13 protein-coding genes are annotated in these 12721 nt (G+C 64.9%); 6 read left to right on the forward strand and 7 right to left on the reverse strand.

The window, feature by feature from the left end; genetic code table 11:
- Positions 1-27 precede the first annotated feature (27 nt).
- A complete protein-coding gene (locus tag ACFULT_RS05550) occupies positions 28-414 on the forward strand; it encodes a response regulator transcription factor (protein WP_342585484.1) in 387 nt (128 codons plus the stop codon).
- Here ACFULT_RS05550 and ACFULT_RS05555 read toward each other — a convergent pair.
- The 4 genes from ACFULT_RS05555 to ACFULT_RS05570 all read right to left on the reverse strand — a co-directional run bounded on the left by ACFULT_RS05555 (position 389) and on the right by ACFULT_RS05570 (position 3684).
- A complete protein-coding gene (locus tag ACFULT_RS05555; RefSeq protein WP_037114318.1) occupies positions 389-1060 on the reverse strand; it encodes a response regulator transcription factor in 672 nt (223 codons plus the stop codon). The two genes, ACFULT_RS05550 and ACFULT_RS05555, sit on opposite strands and share 26 nt — an antisense overlap.
- Positions 1061-1119: 59 nt before the next feature.
- Positions 1120-1839, reverse strand: a complete 720-nt coding sequence (locus ACFULT_RS05560; protein ID WP_037114316.1) for a haloacid dehalogenase type II — start codon at positions 1837-1839, stop codon at positions 1120-1122.
- Positions 1840-1928: 89 nt separating this feature from the next.
- Positions 1929-2141, reverse strand: a complete 213-nt coding sequence (locus ACFULT_RS05565; RefSeq protein WP_037114315.1) for a hypothetical protein — start codon at positions 2139-2141, stop codon at positions 1929-1931.
- A gap of 55 nt (positions 2142-2196) precedes the next feature.
- Complete coding sequence (locus tag ACFULT_RS05570; protein WP_037114313.1) at positions 2197-3684, reverse strand: MDR family MFS transporter; 1488 nt, start codon at positions 3682-3684, stop codon at positions 2197-2199.
- A gap of 119 nt (positions 3685-3803) precedes the next feature.
- Between ACFULT_RS05570 and ACFULT_RS05575 the strand changes: the two genes are divergently transcribed.
- Positions 3804-4460, forward strand: a complete 657-nt coding sequence (locus ACFULT_RS05575) for a TetR/AcrR family transcriptional regulator (RefSeq protein ID WP_052059605.1) — start codon at positions 3804-3806, stop codon at positions 4458-4460.
- 10 nt (positions 4461-4470) lie between these two features.
- Positions 4471-5049: a hypothetical protein gene (locus ACFULT_RS05580; RefSeq protein ID WP_037114308.1), complete on the forward strand. Its 579-nt coding sequence runs from the start codon at positions 4471-4473 to the stop codon at positions 5047-5049.
- A gap of 46 nt (positions 5050-5095) precedes the next feature.
- On the opposite strand, the gene ACFULT_RS05585 is transcribed toward ACFULT_RS05580, so the two are convergent.
- Together ACFULT_RS05585 and ACFULT_RS05590 are read right to left on the reverse strand one after the other, a co-directional pair.
- Positions 5096-6040 (reverse strand): phosphoglycerate dehydrogenase, encoded by a 945-nt coding sequence (locus tag ACFULT_RS05585; protein WP_378480864.1) that lies wholly within the window; start codon positions 6038-6040, stop codon positions 5096-5098.
- A gap of 2 nt (positions 6041-6042) precedes the next feature.
- A complete protein-coding gene (locus ACFULT_RS05590; RefSeq protein WP_378480865.1) occupies positions 6043-7134 on the reverse strand; it encodes a tartrate dehydrogenase in 1092 nt (363 codons plus the stop codon).
- Positions 7135-7257: 123 nt separating this feature from the next.
- Between ACFULT_RS05590 and ACFULT_RS05595 the strand changes: the two genes are divergently transcribed.
- The 3 genes from ACFULT_RS05595 (at position 7258) to ACFULT_RS05605 (ending at position 10426) form a co-directional block, all read left to right on the forward strand.
- Entirely contained in the window at positions 7258-8154 is an 897-nt protein-coding gene (locus tag ACFULT_RS05595) for a LysR family transcriptional regulator (RefSeq protein ID WP_037114303.1), read from the forward strand.
- A gap of 28 nt (positions 8155-8182) precedes the next feature.
- Entirely contained in the window at positions 8183-8734 is a 552-nt protein-coding gene (locus tag ACFULT_RS05600) for a TetR family transcriptional regulator (protein WP_037114302.1), read from the forward strand.
- 105 nt (positions 8735-8839) lie between these two features.
- Positions 8840-10426, forward strand: a complete 1587-nt coding sequence (locus ACFULT_RS05605; protein ID WP_170945166.1) for a GMC oxidoreductase — start codon at positions 8840-8842, stop codon at positions 10424-10426.
- Positions 10427-10445: 19 nt separating this feature from the next.
- On the opposite strand, the gene ACFULT_RS05610 is transcribed toward ACFULT_RS05605, so the two are convergent.
- Positions 10446-12635, reverse strand: a complete 2190-nt coding sequence (locus tag ACFULT_RS05610; RefSeq protein ID WP_037114300.1) for an HNH endonuclease signature motif containing protein — start codon at positions 12633-12635, stop codon at positions 10446-10448.
- Between the last annotated feature and the right edge of the window lie 86 nt (positions 12636-12721).

Raw genomic sequence — 12721 nt, forward strand, 5'->3', positions numbered from 1 at the left:
GCGGCGGCGTCTGACACCCTGGGTGAAGTGAAGTCCTTCGCCCGCAGCTGCCTCATCGTCGACGACAGCGACGCGTTCTGCATGTCGGCGCGCCGAATGCTGGAGGCGGCAGATGTCACGGTCGTCGGGACTGCGTCGACGCTCGCGCAGGCGGTGGAGATCGTCCTGGGGTCGCGCCCCGATCTCGTCCTCGTCGACATCGACCTCGGTGACGAAAGCGGGTTCGACGTGGTGGAAGCAATCGCCGAGGCGAGCGCTGAATCACGGCCGTCGATCATCCTGGTGTCCACGCACGACGAGGACGACTTCGCTGACCTCGTGGAATCGAGCTCGGCCGTCGGGTTCCTGCCGAAGTTCGACCTGTCGGCCCAGTCGATTCGAACACTGCTCACGACAGCGTGTCGAGATACATGATCACGGCGCGCACCCGTCGGTGGTCGTCCGCCGTCTCGGCCAGATCCAGCTTGGTGAGAATGCTGCGGACGTGCTTCTCGACGGTGCCCTCGGTGATCCACAGGCGACGGCCGATACCGGCGTTGGAGAGCCCCTCGGCCATGTGAGTCAGCACGTCTCGTTCCCGCGTGGTCAGCGCGCCCAGCGGATCGTCGCGGCGTTTCGCGGCAACCAACTCGTAGACGAGCGCGGGATCGATCACGGACGATCCCGCGGCGACGCGTTCGACGATGCCGACGAAGTCGTCGACGTCGGTGACGCGACTCTTGAGCAGATACCCGATGCCCTGAACCGACCCGTTCTTCATGTCGTCGAGCAGTTCCAAGGCGTGCTCCACCTCGACGTGAGCGGAGAGCAGAAGCATCGAGACGCCGGGGAACTCGCTGCGAATGCGGAGTGCGGCGTCGAGCCCTTCCGCGGTGTAGGTCGGCGGCATTCTGATGTCGATGATCGCCAGCTGCGGTCGCTCACGGTCTACCAGCGCGAGCAGTTCCTCCCCGTCACCTGCCGTGCCGACCACGTCGAGCTCTGCCCGAGTCAGAAGGCTGGAGAGCCCTTCCCTCAGCAGCACGTCGTCGTCGGCGATCACTACCCGCAGCCCTGCCATCACGCTCCCTCACGCTGGTGTCGAGAGAGCAGTGTGCGTCAGCGGGTCGTCCGCCGTCATCAGTCGTTCGACTCTAATGCTGCTGCAGCGAAGTCCGCCATGGACGGAAACTCGAGACCGTAGCCGACGTCGCCCGTCGGCTCGGGTGTCGCGCCCCACCCCGGTCGTGCGTGTCGACGGTTGATCCACACAGAGTCGAGCCCGCGGCGCGCAGCAGGGACGTGGTCGTGGAACAGGCTCTGCGCGACATGTAGAAGTCGGGTCCTCGGGATGCCGAGATCCGCCAGCGTGGTCTCCAGAGCGTCGAAGTGCTGGGATGCCGGCTTGTAGGCGCCGACGTCCTCCGCGGTGATGATCCGATCGAATCGAACGCCGAGACGGGCGTTGCTTCCGGCGAATCCGTCGCGGTGGACGTTGGACAGGATGATCAACGAGTATCGCGACGCGAGAGCCGCCAGAGCGTCGTGACTGTCTGCGAACGCGGGCCACTCGGGGACCGAACTGCCCAGGCGCGCCGCCCACGTATCGGAGACCGAAGCCCCGAGAACCTCGCCGGTGCGACGGAACGCGTCGGCGAGGATGTCGGGATACAGCGACCCGGGTGAATCCACCTCGGCCTGCGCCTCGTTCGCGGCGTACGCGAGCAACAGTTCCTCGTCGGACATCGTCAGCCCGACATCCCGCGCCCAGGGCGCGAGAACCGCGGCGATTCCGGTTTCCCAATCGATCAGAGTGCCGTAACAATCGAAACTCAATGCGTCGTACTGGGCCAGATCCACGGACGGTCCTCACTGCTCGGCTCGGCTCGGCTCATCACCGTAACGCCGAGCTCCACGGACCGCACGCGGTGCGAGGTCGACGCCGGGCGTCAGTCCGAGGACTTGCCTTCAGCTGCATCCCCGTCGGCGAGATCCGGAGCGAGCTCGCGGGTGGCCATGCCGCCGTTCTTGCCTTCGTCGACGGGACCAGGATGCCCGCCCTTCGGAGAATCCTCGGGGCGGGCTCTGATACTGCTGTCGTCGGTGTTGCTGTCGTCGGTCTTGCTGTCGTCGGTCTTGCTGTGGTCAGCGTTGTCGGTCATGCCGACTGGAGTAACCGTTGTCCAGCGGCTTCAACCGCCGGGCACGGTGCGGGAGCTAGGCGGTCCGAACTTCCTCCGGCTGAACGTGCTCGGCCGGCTGGTCGGAGGCAGGCCTGCGGATGAAGAACGAGGCCGCCACCGCGACGAGGGAGACGACGCCGCCGCACAGGAACGCGGTGTGGATGCCGTCCTGGCTGGCGGCGGTCTCCGCGACACCGGACGCGACGCGCGAGGCCGCTGTCGTGGACATGACGGTCACGAACAGTGCGGTACCGGCGGCACCCGCCAGCTGCTGGAGGGTGTTGAAGATAGCGCTGCCGTGCGAGTAGAGGTGCTTCGGCAGCGATCCCAGCGACGACGTCATCAGCGGCGTCATGATCGTGGCGAGACCGACCGACAGGACACAGTGGATCGCGACGACCATCGGGAGCGAGGACTCGGCGTCGAGCAGGGTCATCGCCCAGAGAGCGGCGCTGACGATCATCGCACCGGGAATGACGAGCGGCCGCGGGCCGATTCGGTCGAACGCGCGTCCGACGAACGGCGCCAGCAAGCCCATCGTCAGACCGCCCGGCAGGAGCATCAGACCGGTGGTCAGCGTGTCGAGCCCGAGGATGTTCTGCAGGTACATCGGCAGCAGAATCAACGCACCGAACAGCGCCATCATGCTGATCATCAGCATGCCGAGGCCGATGGTGAACGTCGGTGTCGAGAACGGCCGCATGTTGAGCAGTGCACGCTCCGAGTCCTGACGCGCGATCTGTCGCATCACGAAGATGGCCAGTGCGACGACGCCGACCGTCAGCGGAACCCACACGGGGATCGACGATCCCTCGGCCGAGTGGCCGATGCTGCTCAACCCGTAGACGAGTCCACCGAATGCCAGCGCGGACAGTACGACGGACAGTCCGTCGAAGGACGGCCTGCTGGTCGGCGTCACGTTCTTGACCAAACCGACGCCGATGCCGAACGCGATCAACGCGATGGGCAGTACGAGCCAGAACATCCAGCGCCAGTCGAGCGCGTCGAGGATGACGCCGGAGATCGTCGGACCGACGGCAGGGGCCACCGCGATGACGATGGAAATGACGCCCATCATCTTTCCGCGCTCGTGGGCAGGGACGAGGTTGAGGACGGTGTTCATCAGCAGCGGGAGCATCAGAGCGGTACCGCTGGCCTGGACGATGCGGCCCACGAGCAGCAATTCGAAGCCGGGAGCCGACGCCGCCAGCAGAGTGCCGACGGTGAACAGCGTCATCGCGGCGACGAACACCTGGCGCAGGGTGAAGCGCTGGAACAGGTACCCGGTTGTCGGTATGACGACGGCCATGGTGAGCATGAAGCCGGTGGTCAGCCACTGCGCGGTCGTTGCGGTGATGCTCAGGTCCACCATCAACCGCGGCAGCGCGACACTCATGATCGTCTCGTTGAGGATCATGACGAATGCCGCGACCACCAGGACGCCGATGAGCAGCTTCCCGCCCGGCGGCAGCTGTGAGGCTTCGTTCTTGTTCGGCGAAGTATCCATCGCGTCTGTCTGCATGTTCAGTGATTCCTCGAAGTGTGGCCGACGTTCTTGTTGACAGTGTGCGGCGAACTGACAGTGACTGTCAACTTGGAATGGACTGGTATGTTGAAGGCAACAGAAAGGGTGACGCGGAGATGAACGATGCGGGTGAGGCGTCGGCACAGTCCGATCACGCGCCGCCGGTTCTCGATCTGAGGGAACGACGGCGGCGCGAGACCCGGCTGGACATCAACCTGGCCGCGCTCGACTTGTTCGAGCAGCGTGGAGTGGCGGCAACGACCGTCGACGAGATCGCCAAAGCGGCAGGCGTGTCGCCCAGTACGTTCTTCCGTCAGTTCAAGACGAAGGAAGAGTCGATCCTGTCGGTGGATCTCGATCTGGACGCCGAGATCGAGCACTGGCTCGAGCACACCGACGCAGGCGACATCGACATCGCCGGGATGGAGGCGATCTACGAGCGCGCTGCGCTACGGCTCGTCGGAGCCTCGGAGGAAACGAAGAGCCGGGTGCTGCGTGCGCGTCGACTCATCAACTGTGACGCACACCTGCGGGCTACCGCGATCGCGATGGACGCAACCACGCTGTGCCGCCTGGCCGATTCCCTGACGAGCAAGCTGGAGGGCACGCAGTCACGCTCGTTCGCACGGCTGATGGTGGAGAGTGCGGGGATGACGTTGCGGATCGCGTTCGACGAGTGGGCCACCCGCGTCGACGCCGGCGAGGAAGCCGATCTTGCCGAGATCTACAGAACTACGCGCGGTGAACTGCGACAGGTCATCGGGCGGCAATAGTCTTCTACACATGATCGATAATCTGCGGAGCCGCATCGTTCGGACGGCTGCGTACCGGCGCCTGTCCACCCGGGCGAGCGGACCGCTGACCCCCACCCGCGCTGCCGCGAGACTGTCCGCGTACGTCTACGGAAACATTCTCGTGTTGACCGCGGTGGTTGCAGCGTCGCCCGCGAGTATCGACGACGGTGACGCGTTTCTTCTCGTGCTCGCAACCGCGTCGACGACGTTCGTCGCCCATGTGTTCGCCGAAACCGTCGCGCGCAGCAACATTCCCGAGTCCGTGCACGGGTCGACGGACAACGAGAAGAAGCAGACGGTGATCGACGAAATTCGGGACGCCGTCCCCATCGCGTCGTCCGGCACCGTTCCGGCGGTGATCCTGGCCCTCGCGTGGCTGTGGATCCTGCCGACGTTCTGGGCGCAGCTCATCGCAGGCGGGGTCGTGGTGTTCCGAATCGCGACGCTTCAGATCGTCGCTCAGCGGCTGCGCGGCCAACCCCTCACGTTCAAGGTGTTCGTCGCCGGTTTGGTGACTGCGGCTCTCGCCGCCGTCATCGTGTTCCTGAAGGTCTACACCTCGCACTGAAGTGTCAGTGTCAGGGTCAGTGTCAGTGTCAGGGTCAGGGTCAGGGTCAGGCCAGGTCGACACGGGAGAGCGGCTCGTCACCGTCCAGGACTCGCAGAATGTCCTCAGCTGCAGAGCGACTGGCGACTGCGCGTGCCTGCGCAGTCTGGCCGGCGAGGTGCGAGGTGACCACCACGCTCGGAAGCTCGCGTAGCGCACTGCCGGCCGGCAACGGTTCGATGTCCACCACATCGAGCCCTGCCCCGGCGATCACCCCCGAGTGCACCGCATCCGCCAACGCGTCCTCGTCGACCAGAGAACCTCGGGCGGTATTGATCAGCGAAGCAGTGCTTTTCATGATCGCCAGCTCTCGAACGCCGATCATGTGAACGTTCCCGGCTGTCGGTCGCACGTGCAGCGACACGAAATCGGACTCGCGAAGAACCTCGTCGAGGCCGCAGTACTGCACCGGTCTCGTCGCGTCCGGGTACGACGTGTGAACCAGGACTCTCATTCCGAAACACGCGGCGAGCTCGGCCAGACGTGACCCGCTCGGCCCGAATCCGACGATCCCCAGCGTCGAACCGCGCAATTCGACGGTGTCGTGGCGAGGCCAACCGCCGCTTGCCACTCCGGCGAGCGTCTCGCCGACGCGTCGGGCGCACATCGAGACCAGCATGAACGCCATCTCGGCGACGGCGTTGCTGTTGGCCCCCGGTGTGTTGCACACGGCAATTCCTCGTCGCGAGGCCGCGTCCACGTCGATGGTGTCGTAACCCACCCCGCTGCGCGCGATGACGGTGAGATCAGGTGCTGCGTCGATCATCTCGGCCGTGATCGGTTCCCCCGCCACGAGGGCGGCGTCGGCGACGGAGAGCAGCGAGGCCATCTCACCCGGAGGGCGCGGACCGCGTGACGGGCTGTGGACGGTGGTGTGCCCACGGCCGCGAAGAAGGCGGTCGACGTCGTCACCCGGTTCGAGATAGTCGGTGGTGATCAGAATCCGTGCCATGCTCAGTGCCCGCTGACGTCCGACGCGAGGAGAGCATCCTTCACCGCGGCGCCGAGGCCGGCGGTGGTCCCCGTGCCACCCAGATCCGGTGTTGCGTAGGAGCCGTCGGCCAGAACGGACTCGACAGCACGCAGAACCGCGGCGCCTGCCTCGGGCTCGCCGAGGTGCTCGAGCATCAGCGACGCGCTCCAGATCTGCCCGATCGGATTGGCGATGCCTTGTCCGGCGATATCGGGGGCAGAACCGTGCACCGGCTCGAACAGGCTCGGAAACGTCCTCTCCGGGTTGATGTTCGCGCTCGGAGCGATCCCGATCGTGCCGGTGCACGCCGGACCCAGATCGGACAGGATGTCGCCGAACAGATTGCTGGCGACGACCACGTCGAACCAGTCCGGATGCATGACGAAGTTCGCGGTCAGAATATCGATGTGGTACTTGTCCACTCGCACATCGTCGTACCCGGCGGCCATCTTCTCGACGCGTTCGTCCCAGTACGGCATGGTGATGGAAATGCCGTTGCTCTTCGTCGCCGAGGTCAGGTGTCTCGCCGGCCGCTGCTGAGCGAGGTCGAAGGCGTACTTCAGGATTCGATCGACCCCGGTCCTGGTCATGACGGTCTCCTGGATGACCGTCTCCCGGTCCGTGCCCTCGAACATCGTGCCGCCGATGCTCGAGTACTCACCTTCGGTGTTCTCGCGGACGACGTAGAAGTCGATCTCACCAGGCTCGCGTCCGGCCAGAGGGCTTGTCACACCCGGCATCGACTTGACCGGCCGAAGGTTGACGTACTGATCGAACGTGCGACGAAACTGCAGGAGGCTGCCCCACAACGACACGTGATCCGGCACCACATCCGGCCACCCGACCGCGCCGAAGAAGATGGCGTCGAAGCGATTCAGTTGATCGAACCAGCCGTCGGGCAACATCTTTCCGTGGGCGGTGTAGTACTCCGCACTCGCGTAGTCGAACTCCTCGATGTCGAGCGTGAAGTCGAACGTCGACGCGGCCGCCTGCAGAACCGCGAGACCCTCGGGAACCACTTCCTTGCCGATTCCGTCTCCGGCGATGACAGCGATTCTGTGCGTGGAACCCATCGAGCGGTCCTCCTGGTGTCGGTCTGTAGGTGAACGTTCGGTTCGACAGTAATTCGCAAGAAGCCGCGGTGAAAGGGCGCAGGAGGCAAAGTATTCTTTCCTCGGAAGAAAGAAAGGCGTCTGATGCAGAAGGATGATCTGGGATTCTTCGAGGTAGTGGCCAGGTCGGCCAGCCTCACCGCGGTCGGCCGCGAGCTGGGGGTGTCCGTCTCGTCGGTCAGCAAGCGTCTCGCCCAGCTCGAATCCAGATTGGCGGTACGGCTCGTCCATCGCAGTACCCGCCGGCTCACGTTGACTCCGGAAGGCGAGCGATATGCACGCGGTGCCGCGGCCATATCAGCCGACGTGGCCGAGTTGGAGGAATCCATCAGCGGCCACTATGCGGAGCTGCGTGGGCGCCTGCAGGTTCACTCGTCGGTCGGACTGGGGCGGGCCCACATCGCTCCCCTGATGGCGGAATTCGTGGCGTTGCATCCGAGACTCGAGGTGGACGTGGAACTCTCCGCAACACCTCCGGCGGCATCGAGGACGCCGTACGACCTCTCCATTCGGGTTGGTGCACTACAGGATTCGAGGTCGACCGCCAAGCGGCTGGCGCGCAGCCGTCGAATCGTGGTCGCCTCACCCGGCTACGTCGCCGAGCATGGATTTCCTCGGACCGTCGAAGAAATACGCCGGCACAACTGCATCGTGCTTCGTCAGGACGAGGGTGACTTCGCGTTGTGGCGATTCGGCGTCGGGGCCGACGAGACGGCGCTGCGGGTCTCGGGCAACATGACGAGCAACGACGGGGACGTCACCACCGCGTGGTGTGTGGAGGGACGTGGTCTGCTGATGCGATCGCTGTGGCACGTCGGTCCGATGCTGCGTGACGGCACGCTGGTGCAGGTTCTTCCGGACATCGCCACCCCCGACGCGGATATTCACGCTGTGTACTCGGCGGCTCCCCAGGTTCCGCGACGAGTGCGTGCGGCCGTCGACCATCTTCGCGAACACCTGCCGCCGCGCCTGTCCGCATGAAACTGCTGAAGACGTAGATAATGGACCGATGCGGTCGCGGCAGAAGGTCCTCAACGCAACGTTGCGTCTGATCGAGGACGGTGGATTCGAAGGAGTCAACGTCGCCGCGGTCGCCAGTGCCGCGGGGGTCTCACGGCAAACCGTCTACAGCATCTTCGGGTCCCGCGAAGAGGTCGTGTCGCAGGCGGTGGCCAGCCTGGTGTTGGAGATTCTGGGCGGTATTCGAGTGAGGCTCGAATCCGCCGGGTCCGTCGCGGAGTTCGCGACGGAAATGATCGTTTCCGGGCGTGACGCGTTTCGGTCCAATCCGGTGCTCGCGGCGCTTCTGGTGGCCGAGCAGGGAAACCCGGTCTTCGACTACGGCATGATCGCGCGCGCCAAACCTGTTGCGAAGCAGTTCTTCGTTTCGCTCGTGGATCGCGGAATGGTCGACGAACACTACCTTGACGAGATCGTCGAGATCACCGTGCGCCTCGGGTTGTCGGTGATCGTTTTCGACAGTGATGCGGTGCGTACGGATGAGTTGCTCCGCGAGTTCCTCGGCAAGTGGCTCGAACCCGCGCTCGAACGGCTGACCTGACGCCGTTACCGAGGGAAACCTTGACACTTCTCCGCTGCGGTGTCTAGTTTTGGGTCCACTCAGCCCGAAGTGGCTGCAGTTTCCTACGGGGTGGGGGTGGGCTCGATGCCGACTGTGAGTCGCAGAACGTTCTTGACCGGGGCAGGGGTCGCCGTAGCGGGCGCCGCGCTGGGAGGTGGCCGAGCCGGTGCACGGTCGAAGGTGAACCGGGTGCCCCTCGTCCGGGAGGACCACCGCGCCGTCGTCGTGGGGTCCGGATTCGGTGGCGGCGTCGCATCGCTGCGCTTGGCGGAGGCCGGTGTGCCGGTGACGGTGCTCGAGCGTGGAATGCGCTGGCCGACCGGCCCGAACTCCGAGACGTTCCCGCACGCGGCCAACCCGGACAAACGCATCTTGTGGCACAGGTCCAACCCGCAGCTGTTCGGGAGACCGCTCGCATTCGATCCGTACGCAGGCCTCCTCGAAGCCGTCGTCGGAGACAACATGACGGCTCTGTGCGCAGCCGGCGTCGGAGGCGGGTCCCTTGTGTATCAGGGTATGACGCTGCAACCCGCGGAACACGTCTTCGACGCCAACTTCCCGGACGGGCTCGACTGGAAGACCCTCGACCGCGTGCACTACCCGCGCGTGGCACGCATGCTCGGACTGGCCACCGCGCCGGACGAACTGATCGACAGCCCCAACTACCAGGCCGCGCGAGTGTTCGCACAGAACGCTGTGCGAGAGGGTTTTCCGGTGTCGAAGATCCCGATGCCGATCGACTGGAACTACGCGCTCGCAGAACTGCGCGGAGAAATGGCCCCGTCGTACACCAACGGCGACGGAGCTCTCGGTGTCAACAACGGCGGAAAGAACTCTGTCGACGTCACTTACATTGCCGCAGGGGAGGCGACGGGGCTCGTCACCGTGGAAGTTCTCCACGAAGTCCGCGATGTGGAGCGAGCGCCGGACGGTAGATGGACCCTCTACGTGGACCGGACGGACCCGTCGGGTGTGGTGCTCGAGAACAAGATTCTGACGACCGACACGCTCGTGATGGCCGCAGGAAGCACCAACACCACCAAGCTGCTGCTGCGGGCGTCCGCGTCGGGCCGTATCCCCGATATGCCGGATGCACTCGGTGAGGGATGGGGCACCAACGCAGACCGCATCTACGTGTGGACGGACATCGCGAACGGGTTCGGACCGCAGCAGGGAGGACCGGTCGTCTACGGAAGTTTGCAGTGGGACGATCCGCATGCCGCCTTCACGATCATCCAGGCGTCGTTCCCGCCGCTCGGACTGGACGGCAGAAGCACGACGATGGTCGGGTACGGCGTCAGTGCAGGCCGCGGAAGGTTCGAATACGACAGCGCCGTCGACGACGCGGTACTGCGATGGCCGTGGGAGGGCGACTCGGGTATTCAGTTGTCGAAGATCGGGCCGGCTGCACACAGGTTGGCCGGTCCATCGGGTCTGCTCACCGACACCAACGCCCTCGTGCCGACCACTTGGCATCCACTCGGCGGCGCCAACATGGGTTCGGTGTGCGATCTCGAGGGTCGTGTCCTCGGGCAGCGTGGACTGTACGTTCTCGACGGGGCGCTTCTCCCTGGCAATGCGGCCGCCTGCAATCCGTCGATGACCATCGCAGCCATCGCAGAACGCGCCCTCGACCGACTGGTCACCGAGGACGTCGGCACGATCATCTAGCGTCCCGAGCGCAGAGCATTCAGAAGGGCGCCCGGTAGTTTCGTGTTTCTCGGGCTGCGATGACCGTTCGATGCTCGACGAACATGCGCCGAATGAACGTGGCGTCCTCCCGGTCCTGGGTGTCGGTCATCCGCGCGATGTCGCCGAGCGAGGGGATGCGAATGGTGCCGTCGGCCATCGGGGAATTCATGTCGGCGACTTTCGCCCACGTCGAATCGGTGACGGAGATGTGCATCTCCCACCATGTCGGCTCGTACAGTGCGTCGGAGGGCACACGCTCCAGTGCCGCTGCAGTGTCTGCTCTGTCGGCGGACATGGGTTGCGCCGAGTCGTCCAGATCGCATGGGTCGACGACGTAGCCCATGCCGTTCTCTCGGTCCGAGTTCCATGTCCACGATTCAGGCCGCATGCGGTGTTTCGATGTATGTCGGAACGTCGCGGGCACCACGACTGTCCCGAAGGTCGACGGTGTGATGTGGCGCAGGCCCGACGTCGACACCCAGTAGATCGCGTCGCCGGCCAATACCGCAGCGGTCCACAGCTTCAGTGTCTTCGCTTGATGGTGGTATTTGCACAGGGGCTGCAGGTTGGATCGAACGGTCCATCCGCCTGCGATGGGATCGTTGTGGTCGAACGGTACGACGTGGTCGATTTCGCACCGTTCGGACGGCACACTGCACCCAGGAAATGTGCATGTGCAGTGCGTAGCTCGCGTGAGTGCGACAAGCTCGGCCGACGGCCTGTACGTCAGCGCGCCAGGTGGCGGCTCGAGGAAACCGCCATGGCCGTCGGGGTGTATTCCGCGGGTCAACGATGAATCCTGCGCCGACGCGGACAGGAAGTCCTGTATGTACTTCGACAGATCGATGTCGCGGTGTCGGACCTTCGACGACGTCGTTCTGCCGGCAGAAGCGGATTCCCGTGAAGGTAGCGGAGCTGCCGACCGGATCTTGCCTCGGCGCAGCAGCCGCACAGCGCGCGGACCTTCCGATTCGCCGCCGCCCGAAGGTACCCGCGGTACAGGGCCGGACGGAACATGAGGGCCGGACGGAACATCAGGGCCGGAGGGAACATCAGGGCCACCCGAATCACCGGGGCCACCCGAATCGCCGGGGCCGCCGTTGTCGCTGTTCCCGTCGGTGTCGCTGTCACCGTCGTTGCCGTCGGTGTTGTGTTGCGGCGAGGCCTCGTCGGACTCGACCCGGGCTTCGGCGGTGCGATCGGTTGCAGCGGTCGCGTGGTGCGCGGCGTCGAGAAGTTCGGTCAACAGGATCTGCCACTGGGCACTGCCGGCGATGTGTCGTGCGATTTCAGGGTCGAGAACGGTTCCGTCTCCGAGGGTCGCGGGTTCGTTGGTCAGCCCCAGCAGTGTCTTGATGTCGATCATGATCTGGAGCAGGTGGGGGCGACGATCCTTGTGGACTCGCTCGGTGCTGCGGACAGGGCACTCTGCTCGACCGCACGTGCAGAGGATGTAGTCCTCGCGGTGGAAGAGGGCCAGCAGTGCGAATCCTCGGAGCTGCTTCTTGGTCCGCGGATCACGGGAGCACACTGTCCCGATCAATTCTTCCAGAATCGAGTTGCATTCCGCGCCTTCGAGAGTGGACATCTTGGCAATGAGGGTGGCCGTACCGTCATCGCCTCGCTTCACCTCGGCGCAGCGCTCCTCGGATTCGGTTGCTTTCCGAGCGGCGGAGGCTTCGGCGGCATCGTGCTCGAACCAGGCTCGCCAGATGTTCTCCTTGAGTGCTCTGGTGTTCATGCGCAGCGCGGCCGACAGTATGGACTCCTCCAACGCCGCGACCGTGGTATCGCTTGCCTTCTCCAGGGTGAGTGCGATTGCCCGGGCGCGTGGGTAGTCCAAGTCGCCCTCGTCGAAGGCCGCGGAGACCCGAGGTAGGCGCCACGCGAGTTGCGCACCGACGGTCAACAGGTCACGGGTCATCATGCGGGACAGGGACAATGCGACGGCGGCCTCGCATTCGACCGTGCGCCTGGCCAACGCGATGTCGGCTTCGTCCTCTCCTAAGTGATGTACGTCCATCTCCGTTGCGAATCTGAGTTCGGTCAAGTCGTGTACGGAACGGACCACCGCGGCGGCGCACCTGTTCTCGGCCCGGCGGGCATCTGCAAGTAAGGACAGCGCTGTCGCCGCGGCTGCATCGGCAGCCGCGCGAATCTCTCTGGTCGTGCCCCCCTGCATCCCCATGCCACAAGTCTAATCGAACATCCGTTCGAACACAAGGTTCCGTGCTGCCGCCGCAGGACATGCGAACGCTGTACGACAGGCGCGGC

It is taken from the genome of Rhodococcus sp. NPDC057297 (assembly GCF_042667435.1).
In the GTDB taxonomy this organism is placed as follows: domain Bacteria; phylum Actinomycetota; class Actinomycetes; order Mycobacteriales; family Mycobacteriaceae; genus Rhodococcoides.